The sequence below is a fragment of the Shinella sp. M27 genome (genome assembly GCF_049199905.1).
Classification (GTDB): Bacteria; Pseudomonadota; Alphaproteobacteria; order Rhizobiales; family Rhizobiaceae; genus Shinella.
This window is the reverse complement of the sequence record NZ_JBLZPK010000044.1, coordinates 85,525-105,659: the sequence shown is the minus strand read 5'-3', so window position 1 is coordinate 105,659 and position 20,135 is coordinate 85,525. Positions and strand designations below refer to the sequence as shown.

Here is a 20,135-nt window from a genome sequence, read left to right as displayed (position 1 = left end):
TCAACGCTCCCTCAGCGCGACATGCGCATTGTACCAGTTCATCACAAGTGAGATGGCAATCGACAGGCCGAGATAGACGCCCATGAAGATCGCAATCGTTTCAATGGCCTGTCCCGTCTGGTTCATCACGGTGTTGGAGACCATGACGAGATCCGGATAGCCGATGGCAATGGCCAGCGAGCTGTTCTTGAACACGGTGAGATAGGTGTTGGTGAGCGGCGGGATGATGATGCGCAGCGCCTGCGGCAGCACGACGAGCCGCATGGCCTTGCCGCGCGGGAGACCGAGGGCCGCCGAGGCCTCCCACTGCCCCTTGTTGACGGCCTGAATGCCGGCGCGCACGATTTCCGCGACGTTTGCCGAAACGCTGAGCGCTAGGCCGAAGAGCAGCGCCACGAATTCCGGCCGCACATGCAGCCCGCCCGTCAGGCGGAATTTGCCTGCCGTCGGAAAATCCCAGCTCACGGCGACACCATTTGCCAGCCACAGCAGCAGCGCGGGCAGAACGAGCACGGTGAGCGCGATAAGGCCGCCATGGTTGGACTGCCCGGTCGTCACGCGGCGGCGGGTCGAGGTGACGCGGATGACGAGGGCCGCAACGGCACCGCCCAGCAGGCAGGCGAGAAGCGCCAGCCCCCCGCTTTCGATAAGTGCTGCCGGCACGACGAGGCCGCTGTTGGAGAGATAGACGCCCGGCAGCAGGTTCAGCGCCTGCTTGACCGGCGGCAGGATCAGGATGATCAGCGAATACCACAGGAACAGATAGAGCAGCAGCGGCACGTTGCGCAGCAACTCGACATAGACGAGCGCGAGCCGTGCCAGGAGCGGATTGTGCGACAGGCGCGCAATGCCCACGCCGAGGCCGAGAACGGTGCCGAAGATGGCCGCCAGCAGCGAGACTTTCACCGTGTTGGCGATGCCGACGAGGATCGCCCGGCCGACCGTATCGGTCTGCTCGAAGGCGATGGCCGATTCCGTGATGACGAAGCCGGCCGGCCGCGTCAGGAAGTCGAAGCCGGTCGCGATGTTCTGCTTGGCGAGGTTGCCGCTGGCCGTGGAGAACATCGTCCAGCCGACGAGAGCCACGAAGCCGATCGCGACGATCTGATAAAAATAGGCGCGAAAGCGCATGTCATGCAGGAAAGCCATGAAACCTCGCCGCCATGTAAGGAAGTGAAGAGGGCGCGCGCACCGCCATGCGCGCGCCCGGGTGATCGCTTAGAAAAGGAAAGCGATCAACGGATCGGCGGCGAGTAGATCAGGCCGCCGGCGTTCCACAGCGAGTTCGGGCCGCGCGTCATGCCGAGCTTGGTGCCCTGGCCGACATTGCGCTCGAAGACTTCGCCGTAATTGCCGACGCTCTTGATGACATTGTAGCCCCACTTGTTGTCGAGGCCGAGCATCTTGCCGAGTTCTTCGGTGGCGCCGAGCATGCGCTGCACGTCCGGATCCTCGCTCTTCAGTTTCTCGTCGACATTCGCCTGGGTGATACCCTTCTCTTCAGCGGCCATCAGCATCCAGACCGACCAGGAAACGATATCGCCCCATTGGGAATCGTTCTGGCGGAAGGCCGGCGCCAGCGGCTCCTTGGAGATCGTATCGGGCAGGACGACGTAGTCATCCGGGTTGTTGGCGACGGCGCGGATCGATGCAAGGTCCGAACGGTCCGAGGTGATCGCCTCGCAACGGCCGGAGAAGAACGCGGCGCGGTTTTCATCCGGGCTTTCGAAGACGACCAGTTCGAACTTGCCCTTGATGGCAGCGAAGAAGTCGGAAATGTTCTGCGCCGTCGTGGTGCCCGGCAGCGTGCAGATCGCGGCTTCCGTCAGCTCCTTGGCGCTGGTGACACCGAGCGACTTCGGCACCATCAGGCCCTGGCCGTCATAAAACACCGTCGGACCGAAATCGAGGCCGAGCGAGGCGTCGCGCGAGAAGGTGTGCGTGGTCTGGCGCGAGAGAACGTCGATCTCGCCGGACTGCAGCGCCTGGAAGCGCGTGTTGATATTGGTCGGGACGAATTCGACCTTGTCGCCATCGCCGAAGACGGCAGCGGCGATCGAGCGGCAGATGTCGGCGTCGAAGCCCTGCATCCGGCCCTTATCGTCGGGGGCGGCAAAGCCCGGCGTCGCCAGCGAAACGCCGCAGACGAGCTTGCCGCGCGCCTTGACAGTTTCGAGCGTGGTTGCGGCCGAGGCCGAGCCGGCAGCTGCCAAGCCGAGTGCGGCAGCAAAGATCGAAAGAAGTGCCTGTTTCATGCTTCCCCTCCCATTGGGTGTTGGTTGAACCGATGGCACCGCCCTCCAGCAGCACCTCGGCCAACATTGCGATCTCCCGGATCGCCTGAATTGTGTACAATGCTAAAAATCCAACAGCAACAGATACGTATATAAAATCTTCGTCATTTCGCACAAAGAATCGTGGGCAATCGACATCATCACATGACGGAATTGCATCAAAAGATGCCGCTTTCAGCCTTCCGCACCATTACAAGGCCGTGCGGAAAGGTGCCACCACATTGACCGACGAGTAAAAGATACAATTGAAAAATCTATAGTATACAATTACGATCACAAGCGCAGTGAACGAGGCCATGAAGCTCTATCGCGGCAAACTTGCGGTCCATGGCCCAAGAGCACGCCGCCATCGCGCTGGATAGACCCGAAAATTCTCCCGGAGGGCGGGGCTGGAACGCGAATGTTCCGGCCCCGTCGTCGTTTTGGGCCCGTCCTGGCGCTCTCCGATCACCTACCCATTTGGCGTATTCCGCAGTTTTTGGCCGCGCGCCAAATACGGACATGCCCTGCGAAAGCGGGAAAATGCTTCAACAAAGGTAGGAATTTCATGTCGAAAGTCATCAAGCTCGGCCGTGACGGCACTGGCCTCAATGCGCTGGAAAAGTGCAGCGTCGTACCGGCGGAAGCCATTCTCTCCGGCTTTGCCGAGGAGATGGGTGACGTGCATTTCGAAAGCGCTGACGGCTCGCTCGTCATCGGCACCTGGCAATGCACGCCCTATGCCGAAATGCTCGTCTATCCCAACGGCACCGAATATGCCGTCATCGTCTCGGGCAAGGTCGCGCTGACCAATCCGGACGGCTCCGTCGAGACCTTCGGTCCCGGCGAAAGCTACATCCTGCCGCCGGCCACCGAAGTGCGCTTCGAGGTGCTGGAAACCATGCGCAAGATCTACGTCCTCCAGACGGCCAAGTAAGCAGCGGACGGGGAGGACAGACCATGACATCGAAAGCGCTCGCCGACGTGAAAATGGAACCCTTCTGGCTGGATCGACCCGACCGGCCGGAAACGCTGCCTCCCCTCACCGCCCCGCGCAATGCCGACCTGCTCGTGGTCGGCGGCGGCTTTACCGGCCTGTGGGCCGCCATCCAGGCCCGCCAGGCAAAACCTGAAAGCACCGTCATCCTGATCGAGAAGGCAAGCGTCGCCAGCGGCGCGTCCGGCCGGCCCGGCGGTGTCGTCTCCACCTCGGTCATGCATGGCCTGTCCAATGCCGCCCGTATCTTCCCCAAGGATATCGCCGCGCTGGAAGTGCTCGGCAAGGAGAACATGCACGGCTTCATGCAGACGATCGCCGACAACGGCATCGACTGCCATGCCGAATGGGGCGGCGAACTCAACGTCGCCATCGACGACAGCCAGATCGACAGCCTGCGCGACGAACACGCGCTGCATCTGAAATACGGGCACAATGCCGTCTTCCTCGACCAGTCGGCGCTTGCCGACCATATCCGCTCGCCGCGCTACAAGGCCGGCGTCTGGACGAAAGACGTCGCCGGCACCGTGCATCCCGCCCTGCTCGCCTGGGGCCTGAAACGGCTGGCGCTGGAACTCGGCGTCGAAATCTACGAAAGCACGCCGCTCGAAACCATCGAGGAGACCGGCGGCAAGATGCGTGTGAGGACGCCGCACGGCTCCGTCACCGCCGGCCGCGTGCTGCTCGCCACCAATGCCTTCATGGCCGGCCACAAGCACATCAAGCGCCGCATCGTGCCGATCCGCGACCGGGTGCTCGCCACCGAACCCTTGTCCGATGCCCAGATGGCCGCCATCGGCTGGGGCAACCGGCAGGGCATCTACGACATGCGCACGCAGATGAACTATATGCGGCTCGCCAAGGACAACCGCATCATCTTCGGCGGCCGCCTCGCCTATGCCTTCAACGGCGACACGTCGCCCGCCATCGACCGCGCATACGACACCTATGCGCCGCTCGCGAGCGCCTTCTTCAACACGTTCCCGCAGCTCGAAGGCCTGCGCTTCAGCCATGCCTGGAGCGGCGCCATCGACCTTTCCACCCGCATGGCCGTGCATTTCCAGCGTTATTTCGATGGCAAGGTCGTCTATGCCGGCGGCTATTCCGGCTTCGGCGTCTCCGCCTCGCGCTTCGGCGCCCGCGTCGCGCTCGACATTCTCGCCGGCTCGACGCTGCCGGAAAGCCGGCTGGAATTCGCCACCCAGCTGCCGTCCATCGTGCCGCCGGAGCCGTTCCGCTGGCTCGGTGCGCAGATCACCATGAATGCGCTTGATACGGCGGATGCCAAGGGCGGATGGCGGCTGCCGTGGCTGAAATTCATCTCGGCACTGGGCTTTCCGCTGCACTGAGCGGCCGGCTCAGCCGGCCATGAACTTTGCATGTCTCAGCATGAACTGCCCGGCTTCGCGAATATCGTGCGCCACGGCGTCCCGCGCACGGGCGGCATCCTTGGCCTCCAGTGCATCCATGATGCGCTCATGGAAATCGACGTCGAGCGCCTCGGTCGGCGTAAATGTCGTGCCCTCCACCAGCTTGCGCAGGAAGGGGCCGGCCTGGAGCCAGAGAATTTCGATGATGTACAGCAGATATTCGTTGCCGCAGTGCTGGTAGATCGCAAACTTGAAGTCGAAATTGGCTTCGAGATAGCGATCGATATCGCCGGCCTTGGCTGCCTCCGTGCGTGCCTTGCAATGGTGGCGCACGGTGCGCAGGCTGTTGCCGTTGAGGCGCGGCGTGGCGAGTTCCGTCGCCGTGCCTTCGATGGCGATGCGCGCCTCCGTCAGGCTGTTGAAGGAGGCGACCGTCAGGAGCGGCACCTCCACGCTGCCGTTCGGCAGCAGGTTCAGCGCCCGCACGGCCTGCAGGCGCTGGAAGGCGGTGCGCACCGGCATCGGGCTGGTGCCGAACTGTTCGGCGACCTTGCGATAGGTCAGCTTCTGCCCCGGCTCGAAATGACCGGCCATCAGCGCATGCACGATCTGCTGGTAGACCTGCTCGTGCATCGGCACGGGGGCCTCGATCGCCGTGATGCTCGTCGCCTTCTTCGCCATGTCCGCCCCTCGAAATCCGCGCCGCGTCTTGCTGGAATGCCCTTGGTAGGAGATTTGCCGGCGCCCGCGCAAGTCCTGCAACCGGCGTGGGCGTGCCGTTATCAGACCATGCGGGACAGTTGCGCGAGGAAGGCGATGTTGTCGCGGTCGAACGGATCGGTCACCGGGTCGGGCTGCGAGGACATGCGCACGATCACGACTTCCGTTGCCGGATCGACATAGAGCCACTGGCCGTGAATGCCGATGCCGCAATAGGCGCCCTCGCCCGTCTGGTACCATTTGTTGCGGTAGCGGCCCTTCGGGAAGAGGGTGACGAAATCGCTCCTGTCCCAGGCCTCCTTGCTGCCGCCGCCGATCGTATCGGCCACCCAGGCCTCGGACACGAGGCGGTTGCCGTTTGCCACGCCGCCCTGGCGCATCATCTCGCCGAAACGGGCAAGGTCGCGCGGGGTGAGCGAGATGCCGGCCGAGGCGCGGCAGCTGCCCTCACGATCGACGGTGATAGCGACGGCACCGCGCGCACCGAGCGGCGCGAAGACTTTTTCCCGCAAGAGATCCGGCATGCGGCGGCCGGAGGCGCGTTCCAGGATGATGCCGAGCATGTCGGTGTTCGGCGAGCGGTAGCGGAAAATCTCGCCGTGCTCGCCCGGCAGCCGCTGGATCGTGCAGAGGAAATCGCGCAGCCCCTCGTCCCCGCCGCCCGGATTCCACAGCATGGCCTTGCGATAGCGCGCAAACGGGCTGTTCGGGTCGAGATAGGCCTCGTCGATATCGATGGCGACGGCCATGTCGAGCACATGCTGCACCGTCGCATCGCCATAGGCCGAGCCGGCGGCCTCCGGCACATAGCGCGTCACCGGCGCCTCCGGATCGAGCAGGCCGTTCGCCTGCAAGGCACCGGCGACGACCGCGACGATCGACTTGCTGATCGAGAAGGCGATGTGGCGATTGCCGAAATCCATGGTCGGCGCGGACCAGTCGGCGACGAACTTTCCCGATTTCATGACGGTCAGGGCATCCGCATGGGAGCGGGCGAGGAAATCCGCCATCTTCTCGTCGCCATCAGGCAGCGACACGGTCTCGGCGACGAGCGCAGAGGCATCCTCCGGCGTCTCCTCCCCGCCCGAACCGCCCCAGACATGGGCGCTGGGCACGAGTTCGCCGACATTCTGGTAGGTCCAGGCGCTGAACGGCGCCAGCCGCCAGTTGCCGAGCCGCACCGCATCGCGGGCAAAACCGTATCTCTGTTCGAAGGCGCTCGTGGCGACCATGCTCTGTCCTTTCTCTCCCGCTGCTAAGGGTGGAGCCGGTTCGCCCGCCCGATATGCCCGCCAGCATCACCGAAGCAAGTTTCCGTGCGAAACTCGAAAGACCCGCAGGACATTCCGCCCGGCTCTACCGGCCCCTCATGCAAGGCATTTTCCGACACCACCCCTTCGCCGCCCCGGAGCGGGCCGACATCCCCCGGAATATCGACGCTTCATCCCCGCAACAGGCATGCGAATGCCTGCGGGAGGCAGCTTCCCCCGCAGGCACTTCGAAGCTATACTGTGATCTCAGATCACGCAATGGGGTTGGCTGGATTTCTTGATGGCGCGAGACAAACGCAAGCTTCACGCATAGAATTGCGGGCAAGAACACGGATACCGGGATCGGCTGCGGGGAAGAGATGACAAGCGAATTGCAGGGTGAGGACGGGCAGGTCGCAGCCATCGCGGATCTCGCCATGGCATTGCTGGAGGGCATAGGCCGGCTGGATTTCCAGGAGCGCATCATGAACGCCCTGAAAGAACGCGTCGCCTTCGATGCCAGTCTCGTGCTGCTCTACCGCAAGGGCTTTGCGCCGAAAATCCTGTTCAACGACTGGCGCACCGACCGCGGCATGTCCAACATCCAGCAATACCTGCAGGGTTACTACCGGATGGACCCCTTCTACCGGCTGACGCTCGAGGACACGATCGACGGCGTGCACCAGTTGAGCCAGATCGACGCCAGCTTTGGCGACAGCGATTATTACCGCGAATTCTACCAGTATTCGGGCTTGCACGACGAGATCAACGTGCTCGTCAGCCTCGATGCGGAGACCAAGTTCGCCATCTCGCTGGCCCGCCGCAGCACCCGCCCCGCCTTCACCGGTGAGGACCTGAAATTCCTGCGCACCGCAACGCCGCTGCTCGTGAAGGCCATCGTGCGGCACTATCGGGATCTTCGTCCCGACAGCCAGGAGGGTGAGCCGCTCTTGCAAAGCGCGCTGGCGCAGGCCGTGCGCAATTTCGGGCGCAGCGTGCTCACGGGCCGGGAATGCCAGGTGGTGCAGCTCATCCTGCGCGGTCATTCGGTCAAGGAGGCGGCGATCAAGCTCGGCATCGCGCCCGCGACGGTGAAACTGCATCGCCGCAATCTCTATGCGAAGCTCGACGTCACCTCTCAGGCCTCGCTGTTTTCGCTGTTCCTCGATGCCGTCTGCTCGGCGGACAACGCCTTCGACGACCCGCTTGCCGGCTACCTCACACGCCGCGCCAAGCTGACGGGCGATATCCTGCGCGCCTGAAACGGTCTTTTTTCAGCGTCAGTTTTCCCGCCGGACCCGCCTCGTGGAATCGGGCCGGAACCTCCTGAATTTTCAGAAATTTTGCGATTCGGTAGGCAGTGCCCTTTTGCTTTGTCCGGAATTTTGTGATCACAAATCACGAAATCTACATTGACACGAACGTGATCTGAGATCACAAAATCCCCTCGAAGGACGCATCGGCCGGGGAGTGCCGCCGTCCATAAAGGGGAGAAACCATGAGAAAACTGAGCAAGCTTGTGCTGGCGGCCTCCGTCGCCCTTGGTGTCGCGACGATGGGCATGAGTGCTGCCGCGCATGCCGAGGCGCTGGTGCGCATCGCATCGCCCTATCCGGCAACGACGCTCGATCCGTCGCGCTCGGCGGCGGCCGGCAATATCGAGACCTTCGGCCAGCTTTATGCCCGCGTCCTGCACCGCAACACGGAAACCGGCGAGCTGGAGCCAGGCCTAGCCGAAAAGTGGGAGCTTTCCGACGATCGCCTGACCTATACGCTGCACCTGCGCGAGGCGAAATTCTCCGACGGCTCGCCGATCACCGCCGACGACGTCGTCTTCTCCTTCGAGCGCGTGCGCTCCGACCCGCAATCCGCCCTGCCCTCGACCTTCGGCGCGGTGGAATCCTTTACCGTGACGGACCCCAAGACCGTCGTCGTGAAGCTCAAGAACCCGCTGGTCTCGCAGCTCGGCCAGTTCGAGATGTGGAATGCCGGCATCGTCTCCAAGACGGACGTCGAAAAGCGCGGCGAGCAGGCCTTCGCCGACGTGCCCGTCACGTCCGGCCCCTATGCCGTCAAGGAATGGAAGCCGGGCGAAAAGCTGGTTCTGGCGCCGAATGCCAACTACTGGCGCACGGGCTATCCGAAGTTGGACGCGACGGTGGAACTCGTCGAGGTCGCCGAGCCGGAAACCGCCGCCGCCATGCTGAAATCGGGCGAAGTGGACGTGATGCGCGAAGTCGAGTGGTCGCAGGCCGCCGATCTCGCGGCGACCGAAGGCCTCGACATGCGCATGGAGGATTCGCATGTCATCTACACGATCCTGCTCAACAACAGCCGCGCGCCCTTCTCCGACATGAAGGCGCGTCAGGCCGCCGCCTACGCGCTGGACAAGAAGGCGATCACGGGGATCGTCACGACCGGCCTCGCCAACCCCGCCAACACGGTGCTGCCCTCCGGTCTCGACTATCACGACAAGGACTATGCCGCTTTCGCGCCCGATATGGAGAAGGCCAAGCAGCTGATCACCGAATCCGGCATGGCCGGCAAGGAAGTGAAGATCCCGGTCACCGCAGGCCAGGCGACGCAGCAGATCGCGCTCTTCATGCAGGCGCAGCTGGAAGCGATCGGCCTCAAGCCCGTCATCGTCAATGTGGACGTCGCCACCTGGTGGTCGGACACGGCGACCGCCGCCTATGACGCGACGCCGACCTGGTGGACGAACGAGCTGACGGACCCCGACACCGCCGTGCGCTGGGCCATCTGCGGCGCCTGCGATTCGCACGCCTTCAACACCTTCTACAACAACGACCGCGTCAACAAGCTGACCGAGGAAGGCTCGCGCGAGACGGATGAGGTGAAGCGCGCCGAAATCTACCGCGAGATCGCCAGGATCGCGACGGACGAGGTCGCCCAGATCCCGCTCTTCGACGCGCCCTTCGCCGTCGCCTATTCGACCCGCCTGAAGAACCTCAAGCTGACCCCTGCCATGCAGTGGACGCTCGAGGACATGACCATCGAGGAATAATCCCTCCCAGGCTGGCGCGGCGTCCCGTGACGTCGCGCCTTTTTTCCGCATCCGGGGACCTTTTCATGCACATGATCCTGCGCCGCATCCTGCAGCTCGTCTTCGTGCTCGTCGGCATCACGCTCGTCACCTTTCTTCTGGTGCACATGGTGCCGGGCGATCCGGCGCGGGTGATCGCCGGCGACCGCGCCAAGCCCGAAACGCTCGAGGCCATCCGCCAGAGCCTCGGCCTCGACAAGCCGCTATGGCAGCAGTTCCTGATCTATGCCGGCAATCTCCTGAGCGGCGACATCGGGGATTCCCTTCGCTACAAGCGCCCCGTCGCCGAACTCATCGGCCAGTATCTCTGGCCGACACTGTTCCTCACCGGCTATGTCATCGTGCTTGCCGTGCCACCGTCCATCGCGCTTGCCATCGCCAGTGCCCGCAAGCCCGGCAGCCTGACGGACCAGATCATCCGGCTGATCGGCGTCGCCGGCATGGCGATCCCGGTCTTCTGGCTCGGCATCATGATGTCGCGGTTCTTTGGTGTCAGCCTCGGCTGGTTCCCGGTCTCCGGCTACGGCAAGACCTTCACCGGTCACCTGCACCACCTCTTCCTGCCGGCACTCTCGACGGCGATCTGGATCGTGCCAGTGCTGGTGCAATCCCTGCGCGCCGCGCTGATCGAGAAATCGGCCGCCGATTTCGTCACCGCCGCCCGTGCACAGGGTGCAAGCGAAAGCGAGATCTTCTGGCGCACCGTGCTGCCCAACGCCATCCTGCCGACGCTCAATCTCTTCGGCGTCATCGTCGCCTTCCTGATCGGCGGCACCATCGTGGTGGAGACGGTCTATGCCGTGCCCGGCCTCGGCACCCTGATGATCAACGCGCTGCTGGCGCGCGACTACCACGTCATCCAGGGCCTGACGGTGATGTTCGCCGCCGCCACCGTGACCGTGACCTTCCTCGTCGACCTCCTCTCCGCGGCGATCGATCCGCGCGCCCGCCTCTAGGAGTAACCATGTCCATCGACGCCACCACCTCCGTTCCCGAACGTGCGCCGCTGCCGCTCGGCCTCGTCGTCGCCGGCAGCCTCGTCGGCCTCTGGGTCCTCATCGCCGTCTTCGCGCCATGGATCGCGCCTTACGACCCGAATGCCGTGGATATCGTGCACGCCCTGCAAGGCCCGAGCGCCGAGCACTGGTTCGGCACCGACCAGGTCGGTCGCGACGTCTTTTCGCGCGTGCTCCATGCCGCGCGGATCGATCTCCTGATGTGCCTGGCCGGAGTCCTGCCGCCACTCGTCATCGGCACGACGATCGGCCTGGTCAGCGGCTATTACGGCGGCTTCATCGACACCGTCCTGATGCGCCTCTACGACCTGACGGCGGCCTTCCCCTTCTTCGTGCTGGTTCTCGCCATTGTCGGCGTGCTCGGTCCGGGCCTCGTCAACTTCTTCATCGCGCTCGCCTTCGTCGCCTGGATCACCTATGCGCGGTTGCTGCGCGCCGAGGTGATGGCCGTGCGCGGCAGCGAATATGTGCAGGCCGCAAAATGCCTCGGCTTTTCCGACCGCGTCACGCTGTTCCGCCATGTGCTGCCCAATGCCTTCGGCCCTGTCGTCGCCTATGCGGTGAGCGATGCGGTGCTCGTCATGCTCGCCGGCGCGAGCTTCGGCTTCCTCGGCATGGGCGCGCAGCCGCCGCTTGCCGAATGGGGCGTCATGATCTCCGACGGCACGCGCTTCCTGCGCCAAGCCTGGTGGATTTGCACCTTCCCTGGCCTTGCCGCCATCAGCCTCGGCCTCGGCCTCATCTTCCTCGGCGATGGCCTTGGCCATCTCAGCCGCCAGCGAGCCGCCGCATGACCCATCCCCTGCTCGACATTTCCAATGTCTCCGTTTCCTTCGGCAAGGCGCCGGTCGTCAAAAATGTCTCCTTCCGCGTCGCGCCGGGTGAGATCGTCGGTATTGCCGGCGAAAGCGGCTCGGGCAAATCCACCATCTGCCGCGCCGCGCTGGGCCTGCTGCCGCCGACCGGCAGCGTCAGCGGCGAGATCCGTCTCGACGGCAAGCCACTCACCGGCCTCGCCCCGGCCGAATGGTTCGCATTGCGCGGCCGCGACCTCTCGATGATCTTCCAGAACCCCTCATCGCACCTCAATCCGTTGCAGACGGTCGGAAGCCAGATCGCCCAGCCGATGATCCGCCATCTCGGCCTCTCTCGCTCTGCCGCCTGGGATAAGGCGGTAGCTCTCCTGGAGGATGTCGGCATCCGCGAACCGGCGATGCGCGCGAAATCCTATCCGCATGAGCTTTCGGGCGGCATGAAGCAGCGCGTGATGATCGCCGCCGCCATCAGTTGCGCCCCACGCCTGCTGATCGCCGACGAGCCGACGACCGCACTCGACGTGACGGTGCAGCAAAAGATCCTCGAATTGCTGAAGGACCTCAACCGGCAGCGCGGCCTCGCCATCGCCTTCGTCTCGCACGATCTCGGCGTGCTCGCCGATATCTGCTCGCGCATCGTCGTCATGCGCCACGGCGAGATCGTCGAGGAAGGCGAAGCGCGGCAGGTGGTGACGGACCCGAAGCATCCCTATACGCGCCTGCTCGTCAACTCGCAGCCGGGCCGCAAGAGCCTGACCAGCGGCTGGAGCGGTGCGGTAGCCGAAACGCCTTTGCTGGAGGTGAAGGGCCTGAAGGTTCATTTCCCGGTCAAACGCGACATCATCGACGTGCTGCAACGCCGCCAGCCGGAACCGTTCAAGGCGCTCGACGGCATCGATCTCACCGTCAAGGCCGGCGAGACCGTCGGCATCGTCGGCGAAAGCGGTTCGGGCAAGAGCACGCTCGCCCGCACCATCATCCTGCAAAACCGCGCGACCGAGGGCGGCGTGACGCTGGAGGGGCGGCCGCTCGGCGACCTCGCGGGCGCTGCCCTGCTCGCCTTCCGCCGCCGGGTGCAGATGGTGTTCCAGAACCCCTATGATTCCCTCAATCCGCGCATGACCGCGCTGGAAACGATCGCCGAACCGATCTGGCGCCACCTGCTCGCCGACCGCGCGACCGCCCTCAAGGAGGCGGAAAAGCTGCTCGACATGGTGGAGCTGAAGCGTGAATTCGGCAGCCGCCGGCCAAGCCAGCTCTCCGGCGGCCAGTGCCAGCGCGTCGGCATTGCCCGGGCACTGGCGCTCAAGCCGGAAATCCTGATCGCCGACGAGATCACCTCAGCGCTCGACGTGACGACGCAGGCGCAGATCCTCGATCTGCTCGCCCGCCTCCAGCGCGAGCGCAAGCTGACGTTGCTCTATATCTCGCACGACCTTTCGGTGGTCAGCTCCTTCTGCCAGCGCGTCTATGTCTTCCGTTCCGGCAAGATCGTCGAGCATGGCCCCGCGGCGGATGTGCTCGGCAATCCGCGCGAGGCCTATACGCAACAGCTCGTCGCCTCGATCCATCGCCTGCCGGACCTCGTGGCCGGCTGATTTTCAGCACGTGATTTTTGGAGACCTTTATGAACAGCACGACCCAGCCGTGGCGGCGCGACCCGAAGAACCCCGGCGCCCCGATCATTCCGCGCGGCGAATGGGATTTTCCGCCCTATCACCGCTGGACCTTCCAGCATGTGCGTGAGATGGTGCCGACCGCCCAGATCTGGCGCGGACCCGGCTCCGTCCTGCCGCTGCCCGAGCGCAAGCGCGACATCGACGGCGTCAGCTTCGAGGCCCGCGCCGGCCGCAGAACCGTTCCGCAATGGCTGGACGAATGCGCGACGGACGGTTTCCTCGTCCTGTCCCGCGGCGCTGTCATCGACGAGCGCTACATGAACGGGCTGAAGCCCTACCGCCAGCACCTCGCCATGTCGGTCTCGAAATCCGTCACCTCGGCGGTCTTCGGCATCCTCGTGGAGCGCGGCCTCATCGACCCGGAAGCACCGGTGACGCACTATCTGCCGGAGCTAGAGGCGACCGGCTATCGCGGCGCCAAGGTCCAGCACGTGCTCGACATGACGAGCGGCGTGCTGTTCGATGAATCCTACACCACGCCGGGCTCGCATATGCAGAAGCTCGGGCAGGCCTGCGGCTGGTTCGAGGCGACCGAACCGACCTGGCCGATGACCGTCTGGCAGCTGATCCTTGAGCTCACCGAGCAGGAGCGCCCGCACGGCCAGCTGTTCCAGTACCGTTCCATCGAAACGGACGTGCTCGCCTTCATCATGCAGCGCGTGACGGGAAAACACCTCGCCGACCTGATCAGCGAGGAACTGTGGGTGCCGATGGGCGCCGAGGACGACGCCTATATCACGCTCGACCGCGGCGGCTATGCGCTGGCCGACGGCGGCTTCAACGCCACGCTGCGCGATTTCGCCCGCTTCGCCCTGCTGCTCCTCAACGGCGGCAAGGCGCATGGCAGGCAGATCGTGCCGAAGGCCTGGATCGAGAGCTTCAATGCGTCCGCCGACCACGAGGTCTTCGGCAACGAACGCCAGGGCGCACTGCCGAACGGCGCCTATCACAACCAGTTCTGGATCGAGGCGCCCGACAGCCCGGTCTTCATGTGCTTCGGCATTTTCGGCCAATATCTCTATATGGACCCGGAAGCGGAATTCGCGATGATCAAGCTCTCGACGGACGCCGAGCCGGTCAACGAGGACCGCACCTTCGACATGCTCGCCGCCGCCCATGCGTTGAGGGAGTTCTGCAAGACCGCCTGATTTTTTCCATTCGCCGGCAGGAACAATCGAAGCCCCTGCCGGTTCAAGGTCCGTACCATGATGATTGGGCGTGATCGCACATGACGGAACAGTCCAAACTCTTTCCCGAACACCGCAGGCTTTCGGGGGAGCGCTACACAATCGAAACCTTTCGTGCGGCCTATGACCTGCCCGCGCAGGAGGCCAAGCGGCTTTTCGAAAAGTTCGGCCCCTCGAAACGGGAGCTCGATCTCCTGATGCGCGCGCGCCGTGATCCCGAGCAGTTCCTGAATTTTTAAGGAAACGGCCATGACGAAGACCGACGCACACAATACGCCAAAGCCCTCCTCTCCCGACAACCGCGAGGTCGAGACCGACACGAAACCGGAAACGGAAGACGAGAAGATCAAGCGCGAGCAGGCGACGAAGCCCGCGCTGATGCCGATCGGCGATCCGGCGGGGGCGGCCTGAACGACCGCCCGCCTCCTGTTCAGGCCGCCGCCAGCCCCTCGCGGGTTTTGGGCATCGGCCTGAAGGTCATCGCGATCAGGAAAGCACCGAGGCCGATGCCACAGGAGCCGACATAGAGCCAGGTATAGCTGGCAAAGGTGTCGTAGATCAGCCCGCCCGCGACCGGTCCGAGCGCCATGCCGAGGCTGCCTGCCATGGCCGTGCCGCCTATGACCGTGCCCATCAGCCGCAACGGAAAGTTTTCCCTCGCAATGACCGCATAGAGTGGCATGACGCCGGCATAGATGAAGCCGAAAATCCCCGCCACGAGATAGAACGAGGCGAGCCCGCCGGTGAAGACATAGGCGAGCGCGCCGATGGACTGCGCCAGAAGCCCGAGCACAAGGATGTGCTTGGCGCCGAACCTGTCGCCGAGCAGGCCGAAGAACACGCGCCCACCCATGCCGGCAAGCCCCTCGACCGAATAGATGGTGACGGCCGCGATCATCGGAATGCCGCAGGTGATGGCATAACTCATCGTGTGGAATATCGGCCCCGAATGGGTGGCGCAGCAGAAGAAATTGGTGAGACACAGAATGATGAACTGCGGCGAGCGCAGCACGTCGCGCGTCGTCATGCCGCCCTGCGGCTCGTCCGCCGCGGCAAGCGCCTCGTTGCCTGCTTCCAGTGCCGGCGGACGCTTGATAAGCAGCGAGGCGGGGATCATCACGACGGCGACAACGACCGCGATGATCTGCATCGACGTGCGCCAGTCGTGGCCGGAGACCAGCCAGGCGGCGAAGGGCGCCATGGTCATCGGCGCCATGCCCATGCCGGCGGAGACCAGCGAGACGGCAAGGCTGCGATGCGTATCGAACCAGCCGGTGACGCAGGCCATCATCGGCGCGAAGACGGCCGCCGCGGCCGCCCCGACGACGAGACCAAAGGTGAACTGGAAGGCCACGAGCGAGGTCGCAACGCTCGCCGCCGCAAGGCTTGCAGCGAGCAGCACCGAGCCGGTCAGCACGACGGGCCGCGGCCCCCAGCGATCGGACAGGCTGCCCCAGACCATGCTGGCGAAGGCCATGGAGAGAAAACCGATGGTCATGGCGGTGGAAATGCCCGTCACCGACCAGCCGGTATCCTTGGAAATAGGCAAAAGGAAAACCGGCAGCGAGAACATCGCGCCGATGGCGATGCAGCCGAGCAGGCCGCCCGCCGCCACGATCACCCAGCGATAATGCGTATGGATCATTGTCATCTCCTTCGCGGTCGCCCGGCCCGGCCGGAACCGCCCCAAACCTGATACTGATCGCGCGCCGTATTCTTTGCCTCGAAAGCAAGGATAGGCGGGCACTCTACACCTTCCCGACGCGGGCTGAAGCAGGAAGACATCAGCACAGTCTCCCTGCTTGCCTCTCTGGAAGACGCTGTCATTCGCCGTTTCCGACATCGGCCATGCGAAATTTTACGCTTTCGCAAAACCCATCGCGCTGCCATCTATTGATGCGCCTCGGACGATCGCCTTGCTCTGCCCGGATACGGCCAGTCCAGAGTAGGCGGCGGACTTCCGCGGGCGGGAGTGACAAGTGTGACGGGAATGCAATGGATTCGATGATCACAGCCGCCGCCCGCGCGCTCGCCGCCGGCGACCCGCTCGGCGCGCTGAACCGCGTGGCCCTGCGCGACGATGCGCCGGCGCTTGCGCTGCGCGGCATCGCCATGGCGCAGCTCGGCGATCTCGACCGGGCGAAAACGCTGCTGAAAAGCGCCATCAGCGCCTTCGGCCCGCGCGAAACGGTGGCGCGGGCGCGCTGTATCGTGGCGGAGGCGGAGGTCGCGCTCGCCAGCCGCGACCTCACCTGGCCGGCCAAGGCGCTCGACGCCGCCGGCGAAACACTCGCCGCCCATGGCGACAGCCTCAATGCCGCCCATGCCCGCACGCTCGCCATTCGCCGCCTGCTGCTCATCGGCCGGCTGGACGAAGCGGGCGCCCGGCTTGCCGAAACCGATCCCGCCACCCTCGTCGCACCGCTGCGCGCCGCTCACGAACTTGCCGCCGCCGGCATCGCCATCCGCCGGCTGCGCACGAAAGTGGCGCGGGCCGCCTTCGCGCGCGCGATCGATGCCGCCCGACAAGCCCGCATCCCGGCCCTGCTGCGCGAAATCGAACTGGCCGCGACGGTGCTGGAAAAGCCGGCGGCACGGGCAATCGCCAGCGGCGCGGAACAGGCTCTGCTGCCCGACGACGTAGAAGCGCTCTTTGCCGGCAAAAGGCTGATCATCGATGCCTGCCGCTATGTCGTGCGTTGCGAGGAGGCCATCCTGCCGCTTGCCACGCGCCCGATCCTGTTTTCCCTGCTGCGCACGCTGGCCGAGGCCCTGCCCGGCGATGCCAGCCGGGAAAAACTGCTTTTCAATGCCTTTCGCGCGCGCCATGCCGATGAATCGCACCGTGCCCGCCTGCGCGTGGAAATGGGCCGGCTGCGCGCCGAACTGGAGCCGTTCGCCGGGATCGAGGCCACCAAATACGGCTTCGTGCTGGCGCCGCGCGGTGGTCGGGCGGTGACCGTGCTGGTGCCGCCGCTGGACGAGCCGCATGCCGACATTCTCGCGCTGTTTGCCGATGGCGAGGCATGGTCGAGTTCAGCGCTTGCCATTGCGCTCGGCACCAGCGCCCGCACCGTGCAGCGCGCCCTGGAACAGCTTTCGGCAGCGGGAAAGGTGCAGGCGATCGGCAGCGGACGGGCGCGGCGATGGCTCACGCCGACACCAGGCGCCTTCTCGACACTCTTGTTACTCCCGGGTCCGCTGCCGGGCGACTAAGATTGCGACCATCAACGATCCATAGGAGATGACGATGACGACTTCGCAAGCCCAGATCCTGCGCGAATACGGCCCCTTCCCCGATGTGGAACAGGTGGGCGGCGTGACCTATGACGGCAAGAAGGTGTGGTTTGCCGTCGGCGACCGGATCAATGCGCTCGACCCCGACAACGGCGAGGTGGTCGGTGCCATCGCGCTCGCCGCCCATGCCGGCACCGCCTATGACGGCCGCCATCTCTTCCAGATATCCGAGGATGTCATCCACAAGATCGACCCCGCGTCCGGCGCCGTGCTCTCCACCATTCCCGCCCCCGGCAAGGGCGGCGATTCCGGCCTCACCTGGGCGGAAGGGTCACTGTGGGTCGGCGAGCACCGCAGCCGGAAAATCCACCAGATCGACCCGCAGACCGGCACGATCCTCCGCACCATCGAGAGCAACCGCATGGTGACGGGCGTCACCTGGGTGGACGGCGAATTCTGGCACGGCACCTGGGAGGGGGACGAGAGCGACATCCGCCGGATCGATCCCGAGACCGGCGCGGTGCTGGAGACGCTCGTCATGCCCGAAGGCACGGCCGTCTCGGGCCTCGAATCCGATGGCGGCGAGCGCTTCTTCTGCGGCGGCGGACGCAGCGGAAAGGTCCGCGTCGTCCGCCGTCCGGAACGTGTCTGAGGTTAAAGCCCGTGGGTGCCGTCGTAGCCGTTGACCGGCGGCGGCGCCCAGCCTGCGGGCAGGCCCTTGGGCTTGTAGATCTCGACGACCATGGGATGGCAGGCCGCCGTGTCGGAAGAGTGTTCGGCCGAGCAGTCTCCGCCGGGGCAGGCCGACATGCAGCCCAGAAGATCGATCTCGGCGAAGAATTCCAGATAATCGCCCGGCCGCACCGGGCTTGCCTTCATGAAATACTGGCCGGTGTCGCGGGTGAAGCCCGTGCACATGAAGACGTTCAGCACGTCATGCACATAGGTCTCCGCCTCGCGCGGCGCCATGCCGGTCTTCTGGGCGAAGGCGCGCGTCAGGTTGGAATGGCAGCAATGGTGGTACTGGCCGCCGTGGCTGAGCAGATTGTGCGTATAGGGATCGCAGCGCGTGCCGATCACGTCATGCACCGCGCCGCCGAATTCGTCGAAGCCGTACCAGTCGAGCGTGTCATGTGTGATGGTCGCGATGGGGCGCAGATAGGGAAAATTCGAGAAGAGTTGGTCGCCGAGGCCGACATGGGTGCCGTTCAGCGCCCGCGTCTTGCCGGTGTAAAGGCGTTCCTTGAGATCGTTGGCGTTGAAGAGGTTGAGGTCGCCGACCTGCGGGCCTTCCGAGCAGACGATGCGGCAGAAATGCCCCGCCGGTACCGACCAGGTCGCCGCCTCGCGCGGCGGCACGATCACCGTCTCAACCAGCGTAAGGTCGTCGCGTAGCGCGCGATAGCTGACAAGATCCGGGTGCGGCAGCGTCTCGACGGGATAGCAGACGACCGGCTTGATCGCCTTGCGGGCGTCGGCATCGGCAGGCGCCGGGGTAATCGGTTTCGGCTTCATGAAAATCCTCCCTCTCCTCTTCGGCGGCGCGCTCCGAACGGTGCCGCTTGCCCCGAAGAAATCCACGTTTGTTGAATAACATGAATATTATTGTTCAACAAGATTGAATTCATGCGCTTAGCTTTCCGCTAGCCGCGTTCCTTCACCGTCTCCATCGCCACGTTCGTCGAGGTATTGGCGACATAGGGCAGGTTCGAAATCCGCTCGCCCAGCACCAGCCGGTATTTCTTGATGTCACGCGTGCGGATCTTCAGGAGATAGTCGAAACGGCCGGCGATCATGTGGCATTCCTCCACCTCGCGGATTTTCTTCACCGCGGCGTTGAAACTCGTCAGCGCCGCCTCATGCGTATGGGTCAGCTTCACCTCGGCAAAGGCGATATGGTCGAGGTTCATCTTCGCGGGATTGAGGATCGCCTTGAAGCCCTGGATGAAGCCTTCCGCAATCAGCCGCTTGAAACGATTCTGGCACGGCGTTTTGGAAAGGCCGACCTTCTCCGCCAGCTCCGCAACGGAGATGCGGCCGTTTTCCCCGAGTTCTTCGAGGATTTTTCGGTCGAATGCGTCCAATGACCCATCAGGCTGCAAATTTTCGATCAATCGGACCTCCATAGGACGAAAAATAGACCCATATAGCCTAAATCATCCAGATATGAAGTCCATCTGTTTTCAAGCCGTATGGTATCAATTGCGCCCAGTTTCCAGCAATGAACGCACCGAACCGGCCGCCAGCAGAGCGTGTCGGCGACGGACGTATTCCGCGCCAAGACAGGGGGAGATGGGATGCAGGACAGGACTTTCGATGCTAGCATGCCGGCGGACCTCATCCGCCACTACAAGCCGCTCGCCATTCGGGCCGTCGTGGCGGCCTGCAGCGTCAGGGCGGAACGGTCCGAAAGCGACCGCGCAGGCGTGATGCTTGCCGGCGCGGCCGATATCGACGACGCCCCTTTCCGGGACGAGCCTGCTCCTGCCTTCATCCGCTGATCCCTTCAGACACCGAACGCTTCTCA

Annotated in this window: 20 protein-coding genes; 13 read left to right on the top strand and 7 right to left on the bottom strand. The window is 64.3% G+C overall.

Annotated features, from left to right (window positions below):
* Positions 1–1,149, bottom strand: coding sequence for an amino acid ABC transporter permease (locus tag ACOZK4_RS17755; protein ID WP_421593028.1), 1,149 nt, complete (start codon positions 1,147–1,149; stop codon positions 1–3).
* Positions 1,150–1,235: 86 nt separating this feature from the next.
* On the bottom strand, positions 1,236–2,255 hold the full coding sequence (locus tag ACOZK4_RS17750; protein ID WP_313531448.1) for an amino acid ABC transporter substrate-binding protein: 1,020 nt from the start codon (positions 2,253–2,255) through the stop codon (positions 1,236–1,238).
* Between the two features lie 586 nt (positions 2,256–2,841).
* Between ACOZK4_RS17750 and ACOZK4_RS17745 the strand changes: the two genes are divergently transcribed.
* Together ACOZK4_RS17745 and ACOZK4_RS17740 are read left to right on the top strand one after the other, a co-directional pair.
* Positions 2,842–3,210: a cupin domain-containing protein gene (locus ACOZK4_RS17745; protein ID WP_313531446.1), complete on the top strand. Its 369-nt coding sequence runs from the start codon at positions 2,842–2,844 to the stop codon at positions 3,208–3,210.
* Positions 3,211–3,233: 23 nt separating this feature from the next.
* Positions 3,234–4,619 carry an NAD(P)/FAD-dependent oxidoreductase gene (locus ACOZK4_RS17740; protein ID WP_421593027.1) on the top strand — a complete coding sequence of 462 codons (1,386 nt, stop codon included), beginning with the start codon at positions 3,234–3,236 and terminating at the stop codon, positions 4,617–4,619.
* A 9-nt stretch (positions 4,620–4,628) separates the two neighbouring features.
* Here ACOZK4_RS17740 and ACOZK4_RS17735 read toward each other — a convergent pair whose 3' ends face one another.
* Complete coding sequence (locus ACOZK4_RS17735; RefSeq protein ID WP_421593026.1) at positions 4,629–5,321, bottom strand: GntR family transcriptional regulator; 693 nt, start codon at positions 5,319–5,321, stop codon at positions 4,629–4,631.
* Positions 5,322–5,422: 101 nt separating this feature from the next.
* On the bottom strand, positions 5,423–6,592 hold the full coding sequence (locus ACOZK4_RS17730; RefSeq protein ID WP_421593025.1) for a serine hydrolase domain-containing protein: 1,170 nt from the start codon (positions 6,590–6,592) through the stop codon (positions 5,423–5,425).
* Positions 6,593–6,990: 398 nt separating this feature from the next.
* Here ACOZK4_RS17730 and ACOZK4_RS17725 point away from each other — a divergent pair, with 398 nt between their 5' ends.
* The 8 genes from ACOZK4_RS17725 to ACOZK4_RS17690 all read left to right on the top strand — a co-directional run bounded on the left by ACOZK4_RS17725 (position 6,991) and on the right by ACOZK4_RS17690 (position 14,782).
* A complete protein-coding gene (locus tag ACOZK4_RS17725) occupies positions 6,991–7,872 on the top strand; it encodes a helix-turn-helix transcriptional regulator (protein ID WP_313531441.1) in 882 nt (293 codons plus the stop codon).
* Between the two features lie 236 nt (positions 7,873–8,108).
* Positions 8,109–9,635 carry an ABC transporter substrate-binding protein gene (locus tag ACOZK4_RS17720; RefSeq protein ID WP_421593024.1) on the top strand — a complete coding sequence of 509 codons (1,527 nt, stop codon included), beginning with the start codon at positions 8,109–8,111 and terminating at the stop codon, positions 9,633–9,635.
* A gap of 65 nt (positions 9,636–9,700) precedes the next feature.
* Positions 9,701–10,630, top strand: a complete 930-nt coding sequence (locus ACOZK4_RS17715) for an ABC transporter permease (RefSeq protein WP_421593023.1) — start codon at positions 9,701–9,703, stop codon at positions 10,628–10,630.
* 8 nt (positions 10,631–10,638) lie between these two features.
* Positions 10,639–11,484, top strand: coding sequence for an ABC transporter permease (locus tag ACOZK4_RS17710; protein ID WP_421593022.1), 846 nt, complete (start codon positions 10,639–10,641; stop codon positions 11,482–11,484).
* Positions 11,481–13,103 (top strand): dipeptide ABC transporter ATP-binding protein, encoded by a 1,623-nt coding sequence (locus ACOZK4_RS17705; RefSeq protein ID WP_421593021.1) that lies wholly within the window; start codon positions 11,481–11,483, stop codon positions 13,101–13,103. The genes ACOZK4_RS17710 and ACOZK4_RS17705 overlap by 4 nt, the downstream gene beginning before the upstream one ends.
* Before the next feature lie 29 nt (positions 13,104–13,132).
* Entirely contained in the window at positions 13,133–14,332 is a 1,200-nt protein-coding gene (locus tag ACOZK4_RS17700) for a serine hydrolase domain-containing protein (RefSeq protein WP_421593020.1), read from the top strand.
* Positions 14,333–14,412: 80 nt separating this feature from the next.
* Complete coding sequence (locus ACOZK4_RS17695; protein ID WP_313531433.1) at positions 14,413–14,610, top strand: hypothetical protein; 198 nt, start codon at positions 14,413–14,415, stop codon at positions 14,608–14,610.
* A gap of 10 nt (positions 14,611–14,620) precedes the next feature.
* Positions 14,621–14,782, top strand: a complete 162-nt coding sequence (locus ACOZK4_RS17690) for a hypothetical protein (RefSeq protein WP_313531432.1) — start codon at positions 14,621–14,623, stop codon at positions 14,780–14,782.
* Between the two features lie 19 nt (positions 14,783–14,801).
* Here ACOZK4_RS17690 and ACOZK4_RS17685 read toward each other — a convergent pair whose 3' ends face one another.
* Positions 14,802–16,016, bottom strand: coding sequence for an MFS transporter (locus ACOZK4_RS17685; RefSeq protein ID WP_421593019.1), 1,215 nt, complete (start codon positions 16,014–16,016; stop codon positions 14,802–14,804).
* Between the two features lie 350 nt (positions 16,017–16,366).
* Here ACOZK4_RS17685 and ACOZK4_RS17680 point away from each other — a divergent pair, with 350 nt between their 5' ends.
* Positions 16,367–17,587: a helix-turn-helix domain-containing protein gene (locus ACOZK4_RS17680; protein ID WP_421593018.1), complete on the top strand. Its 1,221-nt coding sequence runs from the start codon at positions 16,367–16,369 to the stop codon at positions 17,585–17,587.
* Positions 17,588–17,621: 34 nt separating this feature from the next.
* Entirely contained in the window at positions 17,622–18,260 is a 639-nt protein-coding gene (locus tag ACOZK4_RS17675) for a glutamine cyclotransferase (RefSeq protein WP_421593017.1), read from the top strand.
* Between the two features lie 2 nt (positions 18,261–18,262).
* On the opposite strand, the gene ACOZK4_RS17670 is transcribed toward ACOZK4_RS17675, so the two are convergent.
* A complete protein-coding gene (locus ACOZK4_RS17670; RefSeq protein WP_421593016.1) occupies positions 18,263–19,123 on the bottom strand; it encodes an urea carboxylase-associated family protein in 861 nt (286 codons plus the stop codon).
* Between the two features lie 128 nt (positions 19,124–19,251).
* Positions 19,252–19,734 carry an Lrp/AsnC family transcriptional regulator gene (locus ACOZK4_RS17665; protein ID WP_421593015.1) on the bottom strand — a complete coding sequence of 161 codons (483 nt, stop codon included), beginning with the start codon at positions 19,732–19,734 and terminating at the stop codon, positions 19,252–19,254.
* 171 nt (positions 19,735–19,905) lie between these two features.
* Between ACOZK4_RS17665 and ACOZK4_RS17660 the strand changes: the two genes are divergently transcribed.
* Positions 19,906–20,109, top strand: coding sequence for a hypothetical protein (locus ACOZK4_RS17660; RefSeq protein ID WP_421593014.1), 204 nt, complete (start codon positions 19,906–19,908; stop codon positions 20,107–20,109).
* The last annotated feature ends 26 nt before the right edge of the window (positions 20,110–20,135 follow it).

Coding starts and splice junctions, on each gene's coding strand:
- ACOZK4_RS17715 (WP_421593023.1), top strand. CDS start 9,701: ATGCACATGATCCTGCGCCGCATCCTGCAGCTCGTCTTCGTGCTCGTC.
- ACOZK4_RS17725 (WP_313531441.1), top strand. CDS start 6,991: ATGACAAGCGAATTGCAGGGTGAGGACGGGCAGGTCGCAGCCATCGCG.
- ACOZK4_RS17680 (WP_421593018.1), top strand. CDS start 16,367: ATGGATTCGATGATCACAGCCGCCGCCCGCGCGCTCGCCGCCGGCGAC.
- ACOZK4_RS17700 (WP_421593020.1), top strand. CDS start 13,133: ATGAACAGCACGACCCAGCCGTGGCGGCGCGACCCGAAGAACCCCGGC.
- ACOZK4_RS17665 (WP_421593015.1), bottom strand. CDS start 19,734: ATGGAGGTCCGATTGATCGAAAATTTGCAGCCTGATGGGTCATTGGAC.
- ACOZK4_RS17660 (WP_421593014.1), top strand. CDS start 19,906: ATGCAGGACAGGACTTTCGATGCTAGCATGCCGGCGGACCTCATCCGC.
- ACOZK4_RS17675 (WP_421593017.1), top strand. CDS start 17,622: ATGACGACTTCGCAAGCCCAGATCCTGCGCGAATACGGCCCCTTCCCC.
- ACOZK4_RS17710 (WP_421593022.1), top strand. CDS start 10,639: ATGTCCATCGACGCCACCACCTCCGTTCCCGAACGTGCGCCGCTGCCG.
- ACOZK4_RS17735 (WP_421593026.1), bottom strand. CDS start 5,321: ATGGCGAAGAAGGCGACGAGCATCACGGCGATCGAGGCCCCCGTGCCG.
- ACOZK4_RS17730 (WP_421593025.1), bottom strand. CDS start 6,592: ATGGTCGCCACGAGCGCCTTCGAACAGAGATACGGTTTTGCCCGCGAT.
- ACOZK4_RS17690 (WP_313531432.1), top strand. CDS start 14,621: ATGACGAAGACCGACGCACACAATACGCCAAAGCCCTCCTCTCCCGAC.
- ACOZK4_RS17705 (WP_421593021.1), top strand. CDS start 11,481: ATGACCCATCCCCTGCTCGACATTTCCAATGTCTCCGTTTCCTTCGGC.
- ACOZK4_RS17720 (WP_421593024.1), top strand. CDS start 8,109: ATGAGAAAACTGAGCAAGCTTGTGCTGGCGGCCTCCGTCGCCCTTGGT.
- ACOZK4_RS17670 (WP_421593016.1), bottom strand. CDS start 19,123: ATGAAGCCGAAACCGATTACCCCGGCGCCTGCCGATGCCGACGCCCGC.
- ACOZK4_RS17740 (WP_421593027.1), top strand. CDS start 3,234: ATGACATCGAAAGCGCTCGCCGACGTGAAAATGGAACCCTTCTGGCTG.
- ACOZK4_RS17695 (WP_313531433.1), top strand. CDS start 14,413: ATGACGGAACAGTCCAAACTCTTTCCCGAACACCGCAGGCTTTCGGGG.
- ACOZK4_RS17745 (WP_313531446.1), top strand. CDS start 2,842: ATGTCGAAAGTCATCAAGCTCGGCCGTGACGGCACTGGCCTCAATGCG.
- ACOZK4_RS17685 (WP_421593019.1), bottom strand. CDS start 16,016: ATGATCCATACGCATTATCGCTGGGTGATCGTGGCGGCGGGCGGCCTG.
- ACOZK4_RS17755 (WP_421593028.1), bottom strand. CDS start 1,149: ATGGCTTTCCTGCATGACATGCGCTTTCGCGCCTATTTTTATCAGATC.
- ACOZK4_RS17750 (WP_313531448.1), bottom strand. CDS start 2,255: ATGAAACAGGCACTTCTTTCGATCTTTGCTGCCGCACTCGGCTTGGCA.